The sequence below is a fragment of the Burkholderia cepacia genome, assembly GCF_029962485.1.
Taxonomy (GTDB): domain Bacteria; phylum Pseudomonadota; class Gammaproteobacteria; order Burkholderiales; family Burkholderiaceae; genus Burkholderia.
In genome coordinates this window covers 655,502-678,330 of sequence record NZ_CP073638.1, presented here as the reverse complement: position 1 = coordinate 678,330, position 22,829 = coordinate 655,502, and the positions used below count along the sequence as shown (strand labels likewise).

Genomic DNA, 22,829 nt, shown 5'->3' with positions numbered 1-22,829 from the left:
TTGAAGGATATCGTAAGTTCAAGTGCCTGCTGCCGCCTCCTAACCTCACCCCACTCCCGCTGCAAGCCTTCTGACGCCTCCCGCGAAATCCTTATCGAAATTGCTTCGTTCGCCTTTGCCGGCCGCGCCGCTAACGTGTTCGAAACGGCGGCGGCGCGCCACCGGCATCGCACGATGCGCAGCGGCCGCCGCCATCACGACAACTGCGTCGCGATAACGGAACAGACCGGACGGGCCGCGTGCCCGCACCCCGCCAGGAACGTCCGCATCGTGCGCTCTCCGCGATGCCCATGGCCACGAACGACCGCATCATTGACACGACACCGCTCGACGTCCGCGCGCAGCCGCTGATCGACGCGCTGATCGACGAGTATTCGACCCGTTACGACGCGTACCGCCCCGACAGCCGCGCGTCTGCCCGCGACGAACTCGCGCGCTACCCGGCCGAACTGTTCGCGCCGCCCGAAGGCGCGTTCGTGCTGCTGCTGCGCGACGGCGCAACGATCGGCGGCGGCGCGTTCAAGCGCTACGACGCGCAGACCGCCGAACTCAAGCGCATCTGGACGCACGCCGACCTGCGCCGTCAGGGCCTCGCGCGGCTGATCGTCGAAGCGCTCGAACTGCGCGCCGCGCAGCAGGGCTACCGCCGCCTCTACCTGACCACCGGCTTTCGCCAGCCTGAAGCGTGGGCGCTGTACGACCGCACCGGCTATACGCGGCTGTTCGATTCGTCGATCGCCCCCGAAGCGTATTTCCACCTGCGCTTCGGCAAGGATCTCGTCGATCCGTCGCGCACGTCGACACTGGCCGACCTGTGGGCACCGGTGCCGGAACCGGTGCTGTCGCGCTGACGGCACACCGCCCCGCCTTTCACCTCGCCTCTTCCGCTTTCCACGACAGGACGTCTTCATGCACCGAGCCGTACCGCTTTCTTCCCGTACCGTACGCACGCTGGCCGCCGCGCTGATCGGCCTGACCGCCTTCGCCGCCGCAGCAGCGGCCGCGACCTTCGACCTGAGCCCCGAGCAGCGCGGCCGGCCGCGCGGCGCGGCCGACGCGGCGGTCGAGCGTGCGGTGCCCGCGTCGTTCAGGTTCGCCGAGCCCGGCACGCTGACGATCGGCATCGCGCCGAGCCTGCCGCCGATCAGCTCGTATGCGACCGACGCGCGCACGGTGATCGGCTTCGACGCCGACATCGGCCAGCTCGTGTCCGACAGCCTCGGCCGCAAGCTGAAGATCGTCGCGCTCGCATGGGCCGACTGGCCGCTCGCGCTCGAATCGGGGAAAGTCGACGCGGTAATCTCGAACGTCACCGTCACCGAGGAACGCAAGCAGAAGCTCGATTTCTCGACCTATCGCAAGGACCAGGTCGGCTTCTACGTGCGCAACGACAGCAAGATCCAGGCGATCCGCGAACCGAAGGACGTCGCGGGGCTGCGCATCGTGACCGACGCCGGCACCAACCAGGAAAAGATCCTGCTCGCGTGGGACCGCGAGAACGTCGCGCACGGGCTGAAACCCGTGCAGATCCAGTACTACGACGACCAGGCGATGCGCATCGTCGCCGTGCAGTCGGGCCGCGCCGATGCGGTGTTCAGCGTGAACTCGGTACTCGCCTATCAGAGCGCGCAGCAAGGCAAGACACGGCTCGTCGGCGCGATCAGCGGCGGCTGGCCGCGCACGGCCGACATCGCGATCGCCACGCGCCGCGGCAGCGGGCTCGCCGATCCGCTGACCGTCGCGCTGAACGGGCTGATCAAGACCGGCCGCTACCAGCAGGTGCTCGACCGCTGGAACCTCGCGTCCGAAGCGATCGACCAGTCGCGCACGAATCCGCCGGGGCTGCCGAAGAGCTGAGCGCCGCGCCGGCCTACCGTCCATCCACGCTCATTTCACTCCCAGGCAGGAACGCCGCCCATCATGTCTTATTCGCTTTCGCTGCTGGACAAGAGTCCGATCGCCGACGGCGCGACCGCCGCCGACGCGCTGCGCTTCACGACGACGCTCGCGCAGCGCGCCGAACAACTCGGCTACGAACGCCTCTGGGTCGCCGAGCATCACGGCACGCCGGGCTTCGCGAGTTCGGCGCCGGAAGTCGTCGTCGCGCACCTGCTCGCCAATACGTCGCGCATCCGCGTCGGCTCGGGCGGCGTGATGCTGCAGCACTACAGCCCGTTCAAGGTCGCCGAGACGTTCAAGCTGCTGGCCGCGCTCGCACCGGGCCGGGTCGACCTCGGTATCGGCAAGGCGCCCGGCGGGCTGCCGCTGACCACGCGCGCGCTGCAGTGGTTTCACGACAAGGCGCGCAAGCCTGACTTCGCGGGCCAGCTCGCGGAGCTCGACGCCTTTCTCGGCTGGGGCGTTGCCGAAGATCATCCGCTGGCCGGCGCGGTCGCGATGCCGGTGCCGCCGCAGCCGCCCGAACGCATCCTGCTCGGCGGCTCGCCGGACAGCGGCGCGCTCGCCGCGCGCAACGGCTGGCGCTTCTGCTACGCGGGGCATTTCAACGGCGACGACGCCAATCTCGAACGTTCGCTCGAAGCCTATCGCAGCGCGGGCGGCGCGAAGCCGCTCGTCGCGCTGTACGCGGTCGCCGCGCCGACGCGTGACGCGGCCGAGCAACTGATCGGGCCGCTGAAGATCTTCAAGCTGCAGTTCGCGGGCGGCCAGAGTTTCAACCTCGCCAGCGCGCAAGCGGCCGCCGAATTCGCACGGCAAAGCGGCGCGTCCGACTACCGGATCGACGAGCTGCGCCCAACCGTGCTGGCCGATACGCCCGAGCGCATCCACCGCGCGCTGGACACGTTGAGCCGGCGGCTCGACGTCGATGCCTTCGTGATCGATTCGCCGGTAACCGACTACGCGGCGCGGCTCGCGTCGGCCGAATGGCTCGGCGGCGCACTGTCGGCCACGCCGTTGCAGGTGGCCCTGGCGGCCGACCGCTCCTTCTCCCCTGACCAGAACGCGTGACGCTCCCATGACGACCCGACGATCGATCCCCTTCGGCCTGATGCTGCAAGGCGCAGGCAGCCACATGAACGCCTGGCGGCATCCGAGCAACCCGCCGGACGCCAGCATCAACCTCGACTTCGCGATCGGTGTCGCGCGCAAGGCGGAAGCCGCCGGCATCGCGTTCGCGTTCGTCGCGGACGGCCTCTTCATCAACGAGAAGTCGATCCCGCACTTCCTGAACCGCTTCGAGCCGCTGACCGTGCTGTCGGCGCTCGCGGTCGCGACGAAGAAGATCGGGCTCGCCGGCACGATCTCGACGTCGTACAGCGAGCCGTTCACGGTTGCGCGCCAACTGGCATCGCTCGACGCGATCAGCGGCGGCCGCGCGGGCTGGAACGTCGTGACGACGCCGCTCGAAGGCACCGCGAAGAACTTCGGCAAGGCGCATCCCGATCACGAACTGCGCTACGAGATCGCCGACGAATACCTCGACGTCGTGCAGGGCCTGTGGGACAGCTGGGACGACGACGCGTTCGTGCGCGACCGCGCGACCGGCCGCTTCTTCGATCGCGACAAGCTCCACACGCTCGATCACCACGGCCGTTTCTTCCAGGTCGCGGGCCCGCTGAACATCCAGCGCTCGCCGCAAGGGCAGCCGGTGATCTTCCAGGCCGGCTCGTCCGACACCGGGATCGGCCTCGCGGGCAAGTACGCGGATGCCGTGTTCACGCATTCGCCGTCGATCGAGGAAACGGCCGCGTTCACACGGCGCGTGAAGCAGAGCGCGATCGAGCACGGCCGGCAAGCCGGCGACGTGAAGATTTTCCCCGGCGTCGGGCCGATCGTCGGCCGCACGGCCGCCGACGCGGAAGACAAATACCAGGCAATCCGCGACCTGCTGACGATCGACGAGGCGCTCGCGTACCTCGGCCGCTATTTCGACCACCACGACTTCACGCAGTACGCGCTCGACGCGCCGTTCCCCGAACTCGGCGAGCTTGGACGCAACAGCTTCCGTTCGACCACCGACCGCATCAAGGCCGACGCGAAACAGAAAGGCCTGTCGCTGCGCGAGACGGCGCTGGCGGTCGCCACGCCGCGCCCGAACTTCATCGGCACGGCCGAGCACGTGGCCGACGAGCTGATCCGCTGGCACGACGCCGGCGCCGGCGACGGTTTCATCCTCGGTTTTCCGGTACAGGCGCAAGGCGTCGACGATTTCGTCGAACTCGTGATTCCGGCGCTCGAGGCGCGCGGCCGCTACAGCCGGGACCTGCCCGGAGCGACGCTGCGCGACCACCTCGGCCTGCCGCGCAAGGCAAGCCGCCACGCGGCGCCCGGCGCGCCGCACGAAACGGCGGCCGAAGCGCACGCCTGACGCCACCGCGCCGCCCGTGCGCGGCGCGCCCGCCCGACAGATTCGAGGATTACCAACGACATGAGCGACACGACCCATCTCGGCGGCGCACTGCCGCCGCTCTCTTCCCCCGGCGCGCGCGACGCCGGCACGCGTTTCCGGATCGTGCCCGCGCGCCACCGGTCGCGCACGGCCGGCACCGTGCTCGCGCTCGTGCTGATCGCGATCACGCTGCATTCGATCCTCGGCAACCCGCAATGGGGCTGGCCGGTATTCGCCGAATGGTTCCTGTCGCCGCCGGTCCTGTCGGGGCTCGCGCGCACGCTGGTGCTGACGCTGCTGGGCGCGGTGTTCGGCTTCGCGCTCGGCGCATTCGTCGCGCTGGCGCGGCTGTCGCGTTCGCGCCTGCTGTCCGCCAGCGCATGGACCTTCGTGTGGCTGTTCCGCTCGATTCCGCTGATCGTGCTGCTGCTGATCCTGAACAACCTCGGCTACCTGTACGAACACGTGCGACTCGGCGTGCCGTTTACCGACATCGTGTGGTTCGAGGCGCCGACCACCGAGCTGATCAGCCCGTTCCTCGCGGCCGTACTCGGCCTCACGCTGAACCACGCGGCGTTTTCCTCGGAAGTGATCCGCGGCGGCATTCTCGCGGTCGACCAGGGGCAGCTCGAAGCAGCGGCCGCGCTCGGGCTGCCGCGCGGCCGCCAGACCACGCGGATCGTGCTGCCGCAGGCGATGCGCGCGATCCTGCCGACCGCGTTCAACGACCTGATCACGCTCGCGAAAGGCACGTCGATGGTCTACGTGCTCGCGATGCCGGAGCTGTTCTACACGGTGCAGGTGATCTATCGGCGCAACCTCGAAGTGATTCCGCTGCTGATGGTCGCGACCGTCTGGTACCTGATCATCCTGACCGTGCTGTCGGCGATCCAGGTGCAGGTCGAGCGGCACTATGCACGCGGTGCGCTGCGCAATCCGCCGCCGTCCGTGCTCACGTTCGCGCTCGCGCGCATCGGCGCACTGTGGCGGCGTGCCACGTCGCGCCGCGCGGCATCGATCGCGCGGGCCGCAAGCGATGCCCGCGCCGATACCGCCGCTGCCGCCGCGCCGCGCACCGGCGGCGAGGTAGCCGTGCACGGCGTGTCGAAGCAGTTCGGCATGCAGCGCGTGCTCGACAACGTATCGTTCGTCGCGCCGCGCGGCAGCGTGACCGTGATCGTCGGGCCGTCGGGCTCCGGCAAGTCGACGCTGCTGCGCACGATCAACCATCTCGAACGCGTCGACGACGGCTACATCGACATCGACGGCGAACTGATCGGCTATCGCCGCGACGGCGACGTGCTCCATGAGCTGAAGGAGCGTGACGTGCTGAAGCGGCGCACGGCCGTCGGCATGGTGTTCCAGAACTTCAACCTGTTCCCGCACCTGACGGTGCTCGAGAACCTGATCGAAGCGCCGATCGCGGTCGGCGGCGTGACGCGCGATGCGGCCGAACGCACCGCACGCACGCTGCTCGCGCGTGTCGGCCTCGCGGACAAGGCCGAAGCGTACCCGCGCCAGTTGTCGGGTGGCCAGCAGCAGCGCGTCGCGATCGCGCGGGCGCTCGCGTTGCGTCCGAAGGTGCTGCTGTTCGACGAACCGACGTCGGCGCTCGATCCCGAACTCGTCAACGAAGTGCTCGACGTGATCAAGGAACTCGCGCGCTCGGGCACGACGCTCGTGATCGTCACGCACGAGATCGGCTTCGCGCGCGAAGTCGCGGACAACGTCCTGTTCATGGAGCGCGGGCGCGTCGTCGAGGCCGGGCCGCCGGCCGTGGTGCTCGACGCGCCGTCGCATCCGCGCACGCGCGCGTTCCTGTCGCGGGTGCTGTGATGCGCGCCGCTTCCAACCTGCGAGGAGCCACGCGATGACCGACCGGCGCCAGTTCATCTCGGCCGCGCTGGCCGCGGCAACCGTCCTGCCGTGGCAGGCCGCGCATGCGGCGGCGGCAACCGCCGATCTCGACCCGCGCCAGGCCGGCCGCCTGCGCGCGGATCGCGACGACGAGGCGATCCGCGCGGCAGCCGCCTACCGCTGGGTACGCGACGGCGCGTTCACGGTCGCGATTTCTCCGCATGCGCCGCCCGTGTCGACGTACGCAACCGACGCGCGCACCGTGGTCGGCGCCGATCCCGACTATGCGCAGCTCGTCGCCGACGCACTCGGCCGCACGCTCGCGCTCGTGCCGATCGCATGGGCCGACTGGCCGCTCGGGCTGACGTCCGGCAAGTACGACGCGGTGATCTCGAACGTCGGCGTGACCGAGAAGCGCAAGGAGAAATACGACTTCACGACCTACCGGCTCGGGCTGCACGGCTTCTATGTGCGCACCGGCAGCCCGATCGCGAAGATCGCCGAGCCGAAGGACATCGCGGGCCTGCGGATCATCACCGGCGCCGGCACGAGCCAGGAGCGCATCCTGCTCGAATGGAGCAAGCGCAACGTTGCACAGGGGCTGAAGCCGGCCGAGCTGCTCTATTTCGACGACGATGCAACGGCGCGCATCGCGCTGCTGTCGGGCCGCGCCGACGCGGAGCTGAACCCGAATGCGTCGCTCGCGTACGAGGCCGCGCGCAGCGGCAAGATCCGCCGGGTCGGCGTCGTCAACGCGGGCTGGCCCAACAATGCCGATGTCGCGATCGCGACGCGGCGTGGCAGCGGGCTCGCACCGGCGCTGACGCTCGCGACGAACGCGCTGATCGGCAACGGCCGCTACGGGCAAGCGCTTGCGCGCTGGGACTTGCAGAGCGAGGCGATCGCGCACGCGGAGACCAATCCGCCGGGGCTGCCGTCGTTCTGAAAACCGACGACGAGCGCCCCGGCATGCCGCGACGGAAATGCCGGGGCGATTCGGCTTGCTGGTGGTTTGTCTACGCCGGCACGGCCGCCTGATACCGGTCGAGTTCCGCAATCTGCGCGTGAATCGCCGGAATCAGGTCGCGCCCGTAGGCCAGCGCATCGTCGAGCGGATCGAACCCGCGAATCAGGAACGTCGATACACCGAGCCGGTAGTACGCGCCGAGCGCCCGTGCGACCTGTTCCGGCGTGCCGACCAGCGCGGTCGAATTCCAGCGCGCGCCGGTCAGGTTCGCGACACCCATCCACAACCGCTCGTCGAGCACGTCACCCTGCGCGGCGGCGGCCATCAGCCGCTGCGATCCCGCATTCTGCGGCGCATGACCGGCGATCGGCTGGCCGTTCGCGATCCGCGCCGCGCGCACGCGTTCACGGATCGCCTCGGCCTTCTCCCATGCGGCCGCCTCGGTGTCCGCCACAATCGGCCGGAACGACACGCTGATGCGCGGCGCACGCCCGAACGGCGCAGCGGCAGCGCGCACGCGGGCGATCTGCTCGCGCACCGCGTCGAGCGGCTCGCCCCATGTCATGTAGACGTCCGCATGCTCGCCCGCGACCGCCAGCGCGGCCGGCGACGACCCGCCGAAATAGATCGGCACGTGGGGCCGCTGCGCGCCTTTCACGAGCGGCGACGCGCCGCGCAGCCGATAGAACGCGCCGTCGTGATCGACCGGGGCATCGGCCAGCCAGATCCGCTTGAGCACGTCGAGATATTCGCCGGTGCGGCGGTAGCGCGCATCGTGCGGCACGAAATCGCCGTCGCGCTGCAAGTCTTCATCGTCGCCGCCCGACACGACGTTCAGCGCGAGCCGGCCACCGCTGAACACATCGAGTGTCGCGATCTGCCGCGCGGCGGCCGACGGTACGATCACGCCCGGCCGGTGCGCAAGCAGGATGCGGATGCGCTCGGTCGCCGCGGCCGCGAACGACGCGACGATGAAGCCGTCCGCCGCGTTGCTGAAATGGCCGACCAGGACCTGGTCGAAGCCGGCCGCCTCGTGCGCCTGCGCGAAGCGGCGCACGTAGTCGGGCTGGACGGCCGCGCCGCCCGGTACGTCGACCTCCGCGCCGGGTGTCGCGGTGATCATGCCGATGATGTCGACTGGCATGGCGAAGTGTCCTCGGGTGACTCGATCGGGAATCGGGGGAACGGACGCACGGTCACTGCGCGGCGGCCGTCTTCTGCGCTGGCACGGCGAATGCGCCCGCATACGAGCGGTCGAGCAGCTTCGACGTGTCGTACGCGGCCGGAATCACGCCGGCCTTGTGCAGAAAGTCGGCCGTGTTCTGCGCATCCTTCGCTGCCGTGTCGTCGACCGGGCCGACGCGCTGTTTCGCGTGGTTGAGCCAGCGGTACGCGACGTCCGGTTCGAGCTTCGCGCGCTTCGCCCACAGGTCCGCGTACTCGCGCGGATGGCTGTCGACCCACTGACGCGCCGCCACCACGCGCCGTAGGAAATCGATGATCTCGGCGCGCTTGCCCGACGCGGCCGCCTCGTTCGCGGCGACGAAACTCAGTGCGGGCATCAGCCCCTGTGCGGTCGTCACGGGCCGCGCGCCCTGCCGCAATGCCAGCGTACTGACGAACGGTTCCCACAGCGACACGGCGTCGACCGAGCCGTTCGCGAAGGCGTTGGTCGCATCGATCGGCATCAGGTACGCGTACTTGACGGAATCGGCGCGCAAGCCCGCGTGTTCGAGCGCGCGCAGCACGAGTTGCTGGCTCCATGCGCCACGCCATACGGCGATGGTCTTGCCCTGCAGGTCGGCCACGGTGCGCACGGGCGAATTCTTCGGCACAAGGATCGCGACGCCGTCGAGGCTCTGCCGCGATACCGCGACGACCTTGACCGGCGCGCCGCGCGCGGCCAGCGTCAGCAGTGCGGAATCGCCGAGGAAGCCGACGTCGATCGCGTTGCCGTTCAGACTTTCGGCAACGGGGGCGGCGGCCTGGAAGTGCTTCCACTCGATCGTGTAAGGCAGGTCCTTCAGCACGCCGGACGCCTCCATCGACGCCTGGATGTTGAAGTAGTTCTGCTCACCGACGCGCAGCGTGACGGTGTCCTTGGCAAGGCCCGGCTGAGCGGCAAGCGCCAGCAAGAGCGCCGTGACGATTCGGCTCGACAACATGATCTCCCGGAAGGTTGGCCGGCTGCCGCGCGATGGCGGCGCCGCGTGGTCCGCCGTGCGCGACGGCCGGCGGACCGGATGGAACCGGTGAAGATACGTCGATCGGCTTCATGAGACAAACGCAATATTCTGCTTTGCAAAGATGCAAATATTTTATGAAGCGAGCGCAATTGCACCGTGTTCGCCATCGGCCTGCGCCGCCTGCCGTTCGAATGATTCCTCGATAGATATTTCGCGCACGAAATAAATCACGGACTATATTTCGCATACGAAATAACTACCCGAGCGAGGACGGCCATGACCTCCCAACCCATCGAGTTTTCCGCCGCCGACGGCTACACGCTGCACGGCACGCTGTGGTCGCCGGACGCCGCGCCGCGCGCGCTGGTGCTGATCCATCCGGCGACGGCCGTGCCCGAGCGGCTGTATGCGGGCTTCGCGCGCTTCCTGACCGAACGCGGCTTCGCGGCACTGACCTACAACTATCGCGGCATCGGCGCATCGCGGCCCTCGCGCCTGGCCGCGCTGAAGTCGCGCATGCGTGACTGGATGGAACTCGACGTGGGCGCCGCGACCGCATGGGCACGGCAGGCGTACGACGGGCTGCCGCTGCTGGCGGTCGGCCACAGTGTCGGCGGGCATGCGATCGGGCTGTCCGCCGCCACGCCGCACCTGCGCGCGGCCGTGCTCGTCGCCGCGCACGCGGGCAGCACACGGCTGATCGCGCAGGCGGCCGAACGCCTGAAGGTTCGGTTGATCCTGCGTGTGCTCGGCCCGCTGATGTCCACGCTGCTCGGCTATGTACCCGGCAAGCGGCTCGGGCTCGGCGAGGATCTGCCGGCCGGCGTGTTCCGCGAATGGAGCCGCTGGACGACGTTGCCGCACTATTTCTTCGACGATCCGACGCTCGGCGCGGCCGAGCGCTTCTCGAAACAGCAGCTGCCGATCCTCGCGCTCGGTTTCGACGACGATCCATGGGCGAACCCGGCTGCGATCGGGCTGCTGGTAAGCTATCTGACCCGCGCGAAGGTCGAACGCCGCCAGATCGATCCGCACGCGGCGGGCAGCGGCCCGGTCGGACACATGGGCTTCTTTCGCAGCCGGCCCGGCACCGTGCTGTGGCCCGACGTGGCCGACTGGCTCGCGCAGGCGCTCGACACGCCACGCAACGCGAGCCGTCCCTCCCTTTCCATCGCAGCCGGGAACCCAGCTTGAGCGAAGACCGACGACTGTTTTTCATGTTGAACATCGGCCAGCGGCGCGTGCAGCGCTGGATCGACCGCAAGGCCGAAACCGAGACGCGCGCGAGCGCCGCGCAGGCCGGCGCGCTGTTCTGTCTCGCCAGGCAGGATGGCGCGCTGATCGGCGAAGTCGGCGCCGCGCTGCAGCTCGCGCCGTCCGCGATGACAGGGCTCGCCGACCGGATGGCAAAGGCCGGTCTCATCACGCGTCATGCCGACTCGGACGACGGCCGCGCAACACGGCTGTACCTGACCGACGAGGGCCACGCGGCGCTCAAGCGCGCACGCGTGCTGCTGCGCGAACTGAACGGCAAGCTGTGCGACGGGTTTTCAGACGACGAACTCGATGTCGTCGCGCGCTGGCTGCACGCGTTGCAGGACCGGTTTCCGGCGGAGCGCTGAGCGGCACGTTCCCGCGCCGCAACGGGCTCGCACCGGCATCAATCTAAAGCGATTGCGACTCGCGTTTCCGATTCGATTTTCATGTTGATGCAAAGCTGACCGCCACGCCGCCGCGCGACGCCATTCATCGCGCGGCGGCAGGCACTCCGCACGGCGTCAGGCAGCCTGCGCAATCGCGGCGACCACGGGTTCCGCTTTCAGCGCCGCGACCTTGCCGATCGTATCGACGCACGCATGCGCGAGCTCCGCGCCCTTCACGAGGAAGTGCTCGTGGAAGTACGCGACATGCTCGGCGCCGTGGAAATGATGCGGCGTCAGCACCGCCGACAGCACCACCACGCCGGTTTCGAGCTGCACCTGCATGAGGCCGGAAATCACCGCTTGCGCGACGAAGTCATGGCGATAGATACCGCCGTCGACCACCAGGCCGGCGCACGCGATGGCCGCGTATTTGCCGGTTTTCGCGAGCAATTTGGCATGCAGCGGAATCTCGAAAGCGCCTGCCACTTCGAAGAAGTCGCAATCCGCCTGGCTCAGGTTCGCGTTGGCGAGCCCGTCGACGAACGCGTTTCGGCACTGGTCGACGATCTCCTTGTGCCAGCACGACTGGACGAAAGCGATCCGCGGAGCAGCAGTTTGGGAGGGGGAAGCAAGTTGGGTCATCGATGGGTCCTGTGTGAGTTGAATGGGCGCACAGGGACAAGCCACGTACCTTGCGTACGCAACGAACCCCGCTCTCTCTCATCCGGACTTTAACCGTCGGCCCCGGAATCGAACCGGGTCTGCTGACCTTGCCGTGCACATGCGTGCCGGCAAGCGCTCGCGGGCTACGCGCAATCGCGCGATTACCGCCGGTGGGGAATTTCACCCCGCCCTGAGAACGTTCGCGGCACATTGGCCGCGCCGGAAATCTATCACAGTCTCGTCGTGCAGGTTCTTCAACGTCTCCGCCCGCCTCATCCGCCTGGCGCGTTCCCCGGCCCGTTTCCCGCGGTCGCCCCTCCGCTCCAACCGCCCTTTTCACCGATCCGACAGAAACCCGACGAGAACCTGCCAGTCGGCTTGGAATTTGAAATGATATAACATATCATTTCGGGTGCTCGTCCGCCTTACGCCGTTCCACTGTGGGTGGCCAAGCCTCGCCGAGCCATGTTCCATCGGGTCACTGCGCGTCAATGACGCAACAATATATCGTATCCAGCGGTGACCCGCATCGCTCGTTATCCGATCCGATTCCAACCGATTCACCGACCATGCGCGACCTCCCTCGTTTAACGCTTCGCCCACTCTCGTCACTTTCGCTGATGCTGTTCGCCGCCGTCGCCCACGCGCAAGCCGATACGCCCGCGTCGTCGAGCCCGGCACCGGCCAGCACGCCGCTCGCGCCAATCTTCGTGACCGCGAACCCGCTCGGCGACACCGAACTGATCGCGCCGACCGTGCAGCTCTCCGGCGATGCGCTGACGCGCCGCCAGGCCGATTCGCTCGGCGAAACGCTCAACGGGCTGCCCGGTGTGTCGACCACGACCTACGGGCCGATGGTCGGCCGCCCGATCATCCGCGGGATGGATGGCGACCGGATCCGGCTGCTGCAGAACGGCGTCGCGGCCTATGACGCGTCGTCGCTGTCGTACGACCACGCGGTGCCGCAGGATCCGCTGTCGATCGAACGCGTCGAAATCGTGCGCGGCCCGGCCGCGCTGCTGTACGGCGGCAACGCGGTGGGCGGCGTCGTCAACACGATCGACAACCGGATTCCGCGCGAAGCGATCCAGGGCGTGACGGGTGCGCTCGACGCGCGCTACGGTGGCGCGAATTCCGTGCGCGCCGGTGCTGCGCAGGTCGAAGGCGGCAACGGCCGCTTCGCGTTCCACGTCGACGCGTTCGACCGCGAAACGAGCAAGCTGCGGATTCCCGGCTACGCGCGCAGCAGCCAGCAACGCGCGCTCGACGGCCCCGACACGCCGCAGCCGGAAGGCAACGTGCCGAACAGCGATGGCCGTGTGCACGGCGGCGCGGTCGGTGCGTCGTATACCTGGGCCGACGGCTTCGCGGGCCTGTCGTACAGCGGCTACGAATCGAACTACGGCTCGGTTGCCGAAAGCGACGTGCGGCTGCGGATGCGGCAGGAGCGCCTCGCGTTCGCATCCGAGGTGCGCAACCTGAGCGGGCCGTTCACGAAGCTGAAATTCGATTTCGCGTACACCGACTACCGCCACAAGGAAGTCGACAACGGCGAGACGGCGACCACCTTCCGCAATCGCGGCTACGAAGCGCGCATCGAGGCGCGGCACCGCAAGATCGGCCCGTTCGAAGGCGCGATCGGCGTGCAGTTCGGCCAGAACACCTTCTCCGCGCTCGGCGACGAAATGCTCGTGCCGTCCACCCGCACGAACAGCGTCGCGCTGTTCGGTCTCGAGGAATGGCAGGTCGTTCCCGCACTGAAGCTGAGCCTCGGCGGCCGCTTCGAGCACGTGAAGGTCGACCCCGATCCGGCCGGCGTCGAGAAATTCGCGGGCGCGCAGGCGCGCGACTTCAACGCGGGCAGCCTGTCCGCCGGCGCACTGTTTTCGCTTACGCCGGTATGGTCGGTCGCCGCGAACGTCGCGTACACCGAACGCGCGCCGACCTTCTACGAGCTGTATTCGAACGGCCCGCACGATGCGACCGGCCAGTTCCTGATCGGCAACCCGAATGCATCGAAGGAGAAAGCGGTGTCGACCGACCTGTCGCTGCGCTATGCGAGCGGCCCGAATCGCGGCAGCGTCGGCGTGTTCTACAACCGCTTCTCCAACTACCTGACCGAGTACAACACGGGCCGCGTCGTGGACGACGATGGCGACCCCGTCACGCCCGGCACCGACGGCTCGCTGAACGAGGCGATCTATCGCGGCGTGCGCGCCGAGTTCTACGGTGTCGAGCTGGACGGCAAATGGCGCGCGTTCTCGCGGCGCGGGCACACGGTCGACCTCGAACTGACGGCCGACTACACGCATGCGCGCAACGTCGACACGGGCCAGCCGCTGCCGCGCATCGCGCCGCTGCGCGCGACGCTCGCGGCCGACTACGGCTACGGCCCGTTCGGCGCACGCGCACAGGTCACGCACGCCTGGTCGCAGCATCGCGTGCCCGACAACGACTTCTCGACGGACGGCTACACGTCGCTCGGCGTGATGCTGACCTACAAGTTCCGCGTCGGCCCGACGCACTGGCTCGCGTACCTGCGTGGCGACAACCTGACGAACCAGGAGATCCGCTACTCGACGTCGGTCGTGCGTGGCTTCGCGCCCGAAGGCGGCCGCAGCGTGATGGCCGGGTTGCGCACCACGTTCTGACCCTTGTACGGCTCGCGGCGCCCGCCGCGGGCTGGTCCGGCGCGCCGACGTGGCGCGCCCGTTTCCGCTCATTCACCCATCGCGCCAATCAGGCGACGCGCGCCGAACATCCATATCGGCACCCTTCCCGGATTCGCCGAAAACGAAATTCCGGCATTCACCGATAAATCAAAACAAAATCATCAGACGATTATTAGCAAAAAGACGTTTTTTGCTTCATCAATAAAACCGGTTTCAAGTTTCACATATAAACCCTTGAATCACGGGCGACCTTCGGTTTTTTGATCAGGATCAAGAACGCCCACCTGACAACGCTTTCAGCGCTAAAAAAACTAATATCAGGGTTTGCGAAGGGTAAAGAATCATCCCGTATACCCGTTAATGCCGGCACGAGCCCGTATCTGGTCGAAAAATAAATTCCATTTGCCAACCACTCGCGCAGAGGCACAACGTGAAAATCGCCAGAATGAGCATCAAAACAAAACTCCTAGGCGGCTTCGGCCTGCTCGCCGCGGTCGTCGTGATCGTGTCGGGCATGGCCCTCAAGGCACTGTCCGATACGAATGCCGAGTTTTCACGCTACATGAACGGCATCAACGCGCGGGCGAACCTGTCTGAGCAAATCCGCACCGCAGTCGACCGCCGCGCGATCGCCGCGCGCAACCTCGTGCTCGTGACGAAACCGGCTGACGTCGAGGTCGAACTCGCCGAAGTGAACCAGGCGCACAAGGACGTGCAGGAACGTCTCGCGAAGCTCAAGGAGATGATGGCGAACGCGACCGACACCTCGGATCGCGCGCGCGAACTGGTGGGCGACATCGTGCGCATCGAAGGCAACTACGGGCCCGTCGCGCTGCGCATCGTCGGGCTCGCACAGGCGGGCAAGAAGGACGAAGCGACCGCCGACATCGACGACAACTGCCGCCCGCTGCTCGCGCAGCTGGTGCGCGCGACGGACGCATACGCGACCTATACGCATGAACGCGAGCTCGCGATCGCACAGCAATTCGCGGACCGCTACACGATGGAGCGCAACCTGCTGGCCGGCATCTGCCTGATCGCGGTCGCCGTCGCCGTCGCCGGCGGCCTGTGGCTGACGCGCAAGATCACGGTGCCAATCGGCTCGGCCGTGGACGTCGCGCGCACGGTGGCGAACGGCGATCTCGGCAGCCGCATCGAGGTCAGCGGCAACGACGAAACGCGCGACCTGCTCGAAGCGCTGCGGACGATGAATGAGCGGCTGATCGGCATCGTCGGACGTGTGCGCGATTCGTCGAACAGCATCGCGCACGCGGTGAGCGAAATCGCGTCGGGCAACCTCGATCTGAGCCAGCGCACCGAGGAACAGGCCGCGTCGCTGCAGGAAACCGCCGCGACGATGGAAGAATTCACGTCGACGGTGCGACTGAACGCGGAGAACGCGCAGCAGGCGAGCACGCTCGCCGCGAATGCGTCGGATGTCGCGCAGCGCGGCAGTTCGGTGGTCGGCCGCGTGGTCGACACGATGACGGAAATCGGCCAAAGCTCCTCGAAGATCGCCGACATCACGGGCATCATCGAAGGCATCGCGTTCCAGACCAACATCCTGGCGCTGAACGCGGCCGTCGAAGCCGCACGCGCGGGCGAACAGGGCCGCGGCTTCGCGGTCGTCGCGAGCGAGGTACGCAGTCTCGCGCAGCGCTCGTCGACGGCAGCGAAGGAAATCAAGGAACTGATCTCCGCGTCGGTACAGACGATCCAGGACGGTTCGGCGCTCGCGGGCGAAGCCGGCAAGACGATGTCCGACGTCACGCAGGCCGTCGCGCGCGTGACGGACATCATGGGCGAGATCGCGGCCGCATCGGCCGAGCAGAGTCGCGGCATCGACCAGGTGAACCTGACGGTCACGCAGATGGACGAGACGACGCAGCAGAACGCGGCACTCGTCGAGCAGGCTGCGGCCGCATCGAAGTCGCTCGAGGCGCAGGGTCGCGAGCTGTCCGAAACGGTAGCGGCATTCCGGATGCCGTCCGGTACGCACGCGACGTCGGCCGGTACGCATGCGCACGAAACCGGCACGCATCACTGGCAGCCGGCCGCCGTGTAACCGGCACGACCAGGAGACGACGATGCGCACGCTGTTTCGCTTGCCTGCCTGCGTTCCGCATGCGCGCACCGCGCGATGCGCGGCCGCGCGTGGCACGCGATGCAGCTGCGTATCGTCGTCGTTCGGCGCGCCCCGCATGCACGCGCGCCGTCGCGCGTCGCCGATTCGCGCCGCGCAGTCACGGCACGCGTACATGTAGCTTCTCCGCACGCCATTGCGCACACTGCGTTTGCCGCGTCGCGCAAATTTCGATCCCGCCCGTGTATCGCGCGATGCCATATCGCCGTCGTGGAAATCGCGCTGCATTCGCACTCGCACCGCTCGCTGATACAGACTTTTAAAACGAACGAATGGCGAGTATGCTTAAAAAAGCACTCCCCGTTCGGACGGCGAATCGCGTGCCCTGACTCCCGTCCGTTCGCATTGCGGCCCCATCGCAACGCGCACCGCGCGCCGATGGCGGCGTCTGCTTCTCGCGCCTTGGCCGCACGAACCTTTCCCCCAACAATCGTCAGGAGAGCTGGTGAGCCGACTCGTCGTCGTATCCAATCGCATCGCAGATCCCCGTAAAGCCGCGGCCGGTGGCCTCGCGGTCGCCGTGAAGGACAGCCTGCAGGAAACCGGCGGCGTATGGTTCGGCTGGAGCGGCAGGCTGCGCGGCGGCGACGATCAGCCCACGCATGGCGACGAGGTGCAGATCCAGAATGTCGGCGGCATCCAGCTTGCGACGATCGATCTCGATCCGCAGGATTACGACGCGTACTACCTCGGCTATTCGAACAACGTGCTGTGGCCGGTGTTTCACTACCGGCTCGATCTCGCGCAATTCGATCGGCGTTTTGCCGACGGCTACCGGCGCGTGAACCAGTTGTTCGCGCGCAAGCTGCGCACGCTGCTACGGCCCGACGACACCATCTGGGTCCACGACTACCAGCTGATTCCGCTCGCGGCCGAGTTGCGCGCGATGGGCTGCACGAATCCGATCGGCTTCTTCCTGCACATCCCGATGCCGCCGCCGCCGATCATGGCCGCGATCCCGGAACACGAATGGCTGATGCGCTCGCTGTTCGCGTACGACCTCGTCGGCTTCCAGACCGAATCGGACCTGCTTCACTTCGAGCACTACGTCGAAGCGGAAGCCGGCGCCGCGCGGCTGCCGGACGGCCGCCTGCACGCGTTCGGCCGCACGCTGTCGGCCGGTGCGTTCCCGATCGGCATCAACGTCGACGAATTCGAGTCGCTCGCGCGCGACCGCGACGGCATCGACATGTTCGAACGGATGCGCGACGAATATTCGCGCCGCCAGCTGCTCGTCGGCGTCGACCGGCTCGACTACACGAAAGGCCTGCCGCAGCGTGTGCATGCGTTCCGCGAGCTGCTCGAACAGTATCCGGAGAACCGCGACCGCGCGACGCTGATCCAGATCGCCGCGCCGAGCCGCGAGGATCTCGGCGCATACGACGACCTGCGTCGCGAGATGGACAGCCTGTGCGGCGCGATCAACGGCGACTACGGCGAACTCGAATGGATGCCGATGCGCTACATTCACCGCACCGTTGCACGCAAGCGCCTGCCGGGTCTCTATCGCGCGAGCCGCGTCGCGCTCGTCACGCCGCTGCGCGACGGGATGAACCTCGTCGCGAAGGAATTCCTCGCCGCGCAGGACGCAGCCGATCCGGGCGTACTCGTGCTGTCGCGTTTCGCGGGCGCGGCCGAACAATTGAAGTCGGCGCTGCTCGTCAATCCGTACGACACGCAAGGCACCGCGCAAGCGATCCAGCGCGCGCTCGCGATGCCGCTCGAAGAGCGCCGCCAGCGTCACTCGGCGCTGATGGCGATCGTGCGCAAGACCGACGTGCACTGGTGGCGCACGCGCTTTCTCAACGCACTTGCCGAAGCGGCCGAAGTCGCGGCCGCGGCCGAGTCGTGATGCGCTGACGCAGCGTCACGCATCCGTCGCCGCGAATTCCAGCGGTGCACCGTTCACAACCCACACGTCGAACGAAACCGGAGTGCCCGCGCCCTTCGCCGAGCGGTGGCGGTTCGTCGATGGGCACCGGCGACAGCGTCGCGCTGGCAAACGTGACTTCGAAGCAGAAGCGCGCCTGCTGCACGACATCCATCGAAGCGTGCGCGTCGCTCATGGCGACTCCGTGGCAGGACAGAGGAAAAGAAAGCACACCGCGTCGACACGTCGGCGCACGCCGGCCACTGATTGGCGCGGCGCGTTCAGCGATCGGGTTCGTGCGGCCGCCCGTACGCGACGAAATCGCGCTCGACCGCGGACGCCTGTTCCGTTTCGATCGTCCCGCCACGCGCGCCGGCTTCGTCGCCGGGCGCAGCCGATGTGGCGGACGACGGATCGACGCGCCCGTCGATCAATGCCTGCAGCGCGTCGCGTTCAAGCACCTCGCATTGCAGCAGCCGTCGCGCGATGCGCTCGAGCGCATCGCGGCGCTCGCCGAGCGTCGCGGCGACCCGCGTATGCGCATCCGCGAGCAGCGTACGCACTTCGTCGTCGATCATCCGTGCCGTGTGCTCGCTGCAGCGGCCGTCGCCCGGATGCCATGCGCCGGGGATGCCCTGGCGCGCATCGCCGTCGTCGAACGTCGCGAGCCCGATCTTTTCGCTCATCCCGTACTGCATGACCATGTGGCGCGCCATCGCGGTTGCGCGTTCGAGATCGTTCTGCGCGCCGGTCGATACATCGCCGAACACGAGCTCTTCCGCGACACGCCCGCCGAGCAGCGCATCGATACGATCAAGCAGTTCGCTCCTGCGCAGCACGTAGCGATCCTCGGTCGGCACCTGTTGCGTATAGCCGAGCGCCGCGACACCGCGCGGAATGATCGACACCTTCTTCACCGGGTCGCAATGCGCACGGCTTTCCGCGACGAGCGCATGACCGGCTTCGTGATACGCGATGGTCAGCTTCTCCTGCTCGTTCATCACGCGACTCTTGCGCTCGAGCCCCGTCAGCGCGCGGTCGATTGCCTCGTCGAAGTCGGCCATGCCGATCGCCGGCTTGCCGAGTTCGGCCGCATGCAGCGCGGCCTCGTTGACGACGTTCGCGAGATCGGCGCCGACGAAGCCCGGCGTGCGCGACGCGAGCTCGCCGAGGTCGACCTCGGCCGCGAGCTTCACGCGCTTCACATGCACGCCCAGAATCTGCCGGCGGCCGTTCACGTCGGGCCGGTCGATCGCGATGTGGCGATCGAAGCGGCCCGGCCGCAGCAGCGCGGGATCGAGGATTTCCGGGCGGTTCGTCGCGGCCATGATGATCACGCCCGAGCCGGCCTGGAAGCCGTCCATCTCGACGAGCAACTGGTTGAGCGTCTGCTCGCGTTCGTCGTTGCCCGACATCGGGCCGACGCCGCGCACCTTGCCGAGTGCATCGAGCTCGTCGACGAACACGATGCACGGCGCCTTCTGCTGCGCCTGCTCGAACAGGTCGCGCACGCGCGCCGCACCGACGCCGACGAACATCTCGACGAACGCCGAGCCGCTGATCGAGAAGAACGGCACGGCCGCCTCGCCGGCCACCGCGCGCGCAAGCAGCGTCTTTCCGGTGCCCGGCGCGCCGACGACGAGCACGCCCTTCGGAATCTTGCCGCCGAGCCGCTGGTAGCGGTCGGGATTGCGCAGGAACGCGACGAGTTGCTGCAGCTCCGCCTTTGCCTCGTCGATGCCCGCGATGTCGTCGAACGTGATGCCGGTTTCCTGCTGCACGTACACGCGCGCGCGGCTCTTGCCCATTCCGGTGAAATCCTGCAGCCCGCCGCGCTTGCGCAGCATCATGTTCCACACGAACACGAACAGCACGAGCGGCAGCAGCCACGACGCGAGCGCGGCGATCCAGCCCGTGTCGGGCGTGCCGTGATAGCGGATGCCGGCGGCGGTCAGCGTGTCGGTCAGGCGCTCGTCGGTCACGCGGTTGGTCGTGAAGCGCCACGGTGCGCCCGCCTGCTGTACGGCCGCGGCTTCGGATGCCGGCAGCATCGTGCCGGCCTGCGGCATCTTCAGCGTGCCCGAGATCGACGCGGGGCCGACCTCGAGATCGTCGACGAGCCGCGCGGCGACGAGCTTGTGGAAATCGCTGTACGCGATCGACGCCGAGGTCGGGTGCAGCATCAGCAACTGCGCGGCGAACAACACGAAGAAGCCCGCCGCGATCAGCAATCCCGGGTAGTCGAATTTCCTGTCCATGGCATCGGGCCGGCCTCGTGCTGCGCTGCGTGCGCTCATGCGGGCACGCGTGCGCAACCGGCACGCGGCATCGGCGGCCATGCGAAAACGGCATCCATCCGCGCCATCATCGCCTCGCTGTGTCGCCTCGTTGCGTCGCATCGACGACGCCGCGGCGACGCCGTCGGCCGGCGCCGCCGGGCGATCCTCGCCCGGGCGGCACGCCGTGACGCGCCGCCCCTGAATTCAGTCTAGTTCGCGCGCGCGTGTCCCGCATCGCCCGCCGCGCGAGTCGAATCGTCCGACAAACGGCTTTCATTCGCGGCACTCGCCGCGTTATAGTCGCGTTCGTGACATTTTTATGACAATTCGGTCGCCCGCACTTTCCGAGCGACGCCCGGCATTGCATTCCGTCACGCATCGCGGCAGCCTGAGCGACGCCGCCGCGCATCGAACGACACCGCCCACCTGCCCATTCGAGGAGCCCACGACGTGACCGACACCCCCGATCGCCCCGACGACCTTCCCGCCGACCCCGACCGCCGCCGCGTACTCGGCGGCCTCGCCGCTATCGGTGCCGGTGTTGCGCTCGGCGGTTGCGAAACCACCGCGGGCAGCGCGCCGCGTTCGGCCGCCGACCAGCGCATCGATGAAGCGTTGCGCCAGCGCGTGCGCCACATCGTCGTGATCTACGCGGAAAACCGCAGCTTTGCGAACCTGTACGGCGATTTCCCCGGCGTGCAGCATCCGCTCGGCGAAGTGCGGCCCGAACACGCGCAGCAGCTCGATCGCGACGGCAAGACGCCGCTGCCCGTGTTGCCGAAGATCTGGGGCGGGCTCGTGCCGCAGGCGCAGGAAGTGGACGGCAAGCGCTATGCGATCGCCGAGCGCGACATCGACAAGCTGCCCAATGCGCCGTTCCGGATCGCCGACGCGCAGGGCAAGCCGCTGCCGAACGGCGTGATCACGCGCGACCTGTGGCACCGCTTCTACCAGAACCAGATGCAGATCGCGGCCGGCCGCAACAACCAGTTCGCGGCGTGGGCCGATTCGGGCGGCCTCGTGATGGGCCATTACCGCAACTCGGCCGATTCGCTGCGGCTGTGGAACCTCGCGCGGCAATACACGCTGTGCGACAACTTCTTCATGGCGGCCTTCGGCGGTTCGTGGATGAACCACATGTTCCTGATCTCCGCGCAGCCGCCGCTGTATCCGGACGCGCACAAGCATCCGCATGCGGCGAAACTGCTGTCGAAGGTCGAAGGCGACGATCCGGCCGGCACACGCCTGAAGCTGGCCGACGATTCGCCCGCGTCCGCGCTCGACGGCCCGCCGAAGTTCGCGGCCGACGGCCCGCTGACGCCGGACGGCTACGGCGTGAACACGATGGCGCCGCCGTACCAGCCGAGCTACGTGCCGCCGCCCGACCCGGGCAACGCCGCGTATGCGGATCCGGACGACCATCGCGTGATGCCGCCGCAAGGCTATGCGACGATCGGCGACCGCCTGTCGGAGAAGAACGTCGACTGGGCGTGGTACAGCGGCGCGTGGCAGTACGCGCTCGAGCATCGCGATACGGGCACCGTGCCGGATTTCCAGTACCACCACCAGCCGTTCAACTACTTCGTGAACTACGCGCCGGGCACGGAAGCCCGCCGCCAGCACCTGCGCGACGCGGGGCTCGGCGACGAGCCGTCGACCAATCGCCTCATCGCCGACATCGATGCCGGCCGCCTGCCTGCCGTCACGTTCTACAAGCCGCAGGGCAACCTGAACATGCACGCGGGCTACGCGGACATCGAATCGGGCGACCGTCACATTGCGACCGTGATCGACCATATCCGGCGCGGTCCGCAATGGGAAAACACCGTGATCGTGATGACGCACGATGAAAACGGCGGCTGGTGGGATCACGTCGCGCCGCCGGTCGGCGACCGCTGGGGCCCCGGTTCGCGGATTCCCGCGCTCGTGATCTCGCCGTTCGCGAAGAAGGGCTTCGTCGATCACACGCTGTACGACACGAACTCGATCCTGCGCTTCATCAGCCGCGTGCACGGGCTCGCGCCGCTCGACGGCGTGGTCGTGCGCAACAAGGCGTTCGCCGCACGCGGCGCGACGCCGCCGGGCGACCTGACGAACGCGCTCGATCTCGGCTGAAGGCCGGTTAGCCGCTTGACCGACTGAAACGACGACGCCCCGGGCAATGCGATGGCTTGCCCGGGGCGTCGTCCGTTTCAAGT

16 protein-coding genes and 1 riboswitch are annotated in these 22,829 nt (G+C 67.8%); of the genes, 12 read left to right on the top strand and 4 right to left on the bottom strand.

Going from position 1 to position 22,829, the window contains the following annotated elements:
- Positions 1-290 precede the first annotated feature (290 nt).
- The 6 genes from KEC55_RS19590 to KEC55_RS19565 all read left to right on the top strand — a co-directional run bounded on the left by KEC55_RS19590 (position 291) and on the right by KEC55_RS19565 (position 7,154).
- Positions 291-851 carry a GNAT family N-acetyltransferase gene (locus KEC55_RS19590; protein WP_282509832.1) on the top strand — a complete coding sequence of 187 codons (561 nt, stop codon included), beginning with the start codon at positions 291-293 and terminating at the stop codon, positions 849-851.
- A 58-nt stretch (positions 852-909) separates the two neighbouring features.
- Positions 910-1,857: an ABC transporter substrate-binding protein gene (locus KEC55_RS19585; RefSeq protein WP_282509830.1), complete on the top strand. Its 948-nt coding sequence runs from the start codon at positions 910-912 to the stop codon at positions 1,855-1,857.
- A gap of 63 nt (positions 1,858-1,920) precedes the next feature.
- Entirely contained in the window at positions 1,921-2,970 is a 1,050-nt protein-coding gene (locus KEC55_RS19580; RefSeq protein WP_282509828.1) for an LLM class flavin-dependent oxidoreductase, read from the top strand.
- A gap of 7 nt (positions 2,971-2,977) precedes the next feature.
- Positions 2,978-4,330, top strand: coding sequence for an LLM class flavin-dependent oxidoreductase (locus tag KEC55_RS19575; protein WP_282509826.1), 1,353 nt, complete (start codon positions 2,978-2,980; stop codon positions 4,328-4,330).
- A 60-nt stretch (positions 4,331-4,390) separates the two neighbouring features.
- Positions 4,391-6,187 (top strand): amino acid ABC transporter permease/ATP-binding protein, encoded by a 1,797-nt coding sequence (locus KEC55_RS19570; protein WP_282509824.1) that lies wholly within the window; start codon positions 4,391-4,393, stop codon positions 6,185-6,187.
- A gap of 34 nt (positions 6,188-6,221) precedes the next feature.
- A complete protein-coding gene (locus KEC55_RS19565) occupies positions 6,222-7,154 on the top strand; it encodes an ABC transporter substrate-binding protein (protein ID WP_282509822.1) in 933 nt (310 codons plus the stop codon).
- Between the two features lie 70 nt (positions 7,155-7,224).
- Here the strand turns inward: KEC55_RS19565 and KEC55_RS19560 are convergent, their stop codons facing one another.
- Together KEC55_RS19560 and KEC55_RS19555 are read right to left on the bottom strand one after the other, a co-directional pair.
- Positions 7,225-8,319, bottom strand: a complete 1,095-nt coding sequence (locus KEC55_RS19560) for an LLM class flavin-dependent oxidoreductase (protein ID WP_282509819.1) — start codon at positions 8,317-8,319, stop codon at positions 7,225-7,227.
- A gap of 52 nt (positions 8,320-8,371) precedes the next feature.
- Positions 8,372-9,340: an ABC transporter substrate-binding protein gene (locus tag KEC55_RS19555; protein WP_282509817.1), complete on the bottom strand. Its 969-nt coding sequence runs from the start codon at positions 9,338-9,340 to the stop codon at positions 8,372-8,374.
- A gap of 297 nt (positions 9,341-9,637) precedes the next feature.
- Here KEC55_RS19555 and KEC55_RS19550 point away from each other — a divergent pair, with 297 nt between their 5' ends.
- The gene (locus KEC55_RS19550) at positions 9,638-10,555 is read left to right on the top strand and encodes an alpha/beta hydrolase family protein (protein WP_282509816.1); all 918 of its coding nucleotides are present in this window, start codon (positions 9,638-9,640) and stop codon (positions 10,553-10,555) included.
- Positions 10,552-10,983, top strand: coding sequence for a MarR family winged helix-turn-helix transcriptional regulator (locus KEC55_RS19545; RefSeq protein ID WP_176045464.1), 432 nt, complete (start codon positions 10,552-10,554; stop codon positions 10,981-10,983). Before KEC55_RS19550 ends, KEC55_RS19545 begins: the two co-directional genes overlap by 4 nt.
- Before the next feature lie 156 nt (positions 10,984-11,139).
- Here the strand turns inward: KEC55_RS19545 and KEC55_RS19540 are convergent, their stop codons facing one another.
- A complete protein-coding gene (locus tag KEC55_RS19540; RefSeq protein WP_282509813.1) occupies positions 11,140-11,646 on the bottom strand; it encodes a 6,7-dimethyl-8-ribityllumazine synthase in 507 nt (168 codons plus the stop codon).
- Between the two features lie 66 nt (positions 11,647-11,712).
- Positions 11,713-11,869: riboswitch (FMN riboswitch) on the bottom strand.
- A gap of 418 nt (positions 11,870-12,287) precedes the next feature.
- Between KEC55_RS19540 and KEC55_RS19535 the strand changes: the two genes are divergently transcribed.
- From KEC55_RS19535 to otsA, 3 genes are all read left to right on the top strand, one after another.
- Positions 12,288-14,318 (top strand): TonB-dependent receptor, encoded by a 2,031-nt coding sequence (locus tag KEC55_RS19535; protein WP_282509811.1) that lies wholly within the window; start codon positions 12,288-12,290, stop codon positions 14,316-14,318.
- Between the two features lie 466 nt (positions 14,319-14,784).
- Positions 14,785-16,404: a methyl-accepting chemotaxis protein gene (locus KEC55_RS19530; protein WP_282509809.1), complete on the top strand. Its 1,620-nt coding sequence runs from the start codon at positions 14,785-14,787 to the stop codon at positions 16,402-16,404.
- Positions 16,405-16,927: 523 nt separating this feature from the next.
- Positions 16,928-18,334, top strand: a complete 1,407-nt coding sequence (gene otsA / locus KEC55_RS19525; RefSeq protein ID WP_282509807.1) for an alpha,alpha-trehalose-phosphate synthase (UDP-forming) — start codon at positions 16,928-16,930, stop codon at positions 18,332-18,334.
- A 299-nt stretch (positions 18,335-18,633) separates the two neighbouring features.
- Here the strand turns inward: otsA and ftsH are convergent, their stop codons facing one another.
- Positions 18,634-20,610, bottom strand: a complete 1,977-nt coding sequence (ftsH, locus tag KEC55_RS19520) for an ATP-dependent zinc metalloprotease FtsH (RefSeq protein ID WP_282509806.1) — start codon at positions 20,608-20,610, stop codon at positions 18,634-18,636.
- A 471-nt stretch (positions 20,611-21,081) separates the two neighbouring features.
- Here ftsH and KEC55_RS19515 point away from each other — a divergent pair, with 471 nt between their 5' ends.
- Complete coding sequence (locus KEC55_RS19515; protein ID WP_282509804.1) at positions 21,082-22,746, top strand: acid phosphatase; 1,665 nt, start codon at positions 21,082-21,084, stop codon at positions 22,744-22,746.
- Positions 22,747-22,829: the final 83 nt, after the last annotated feature.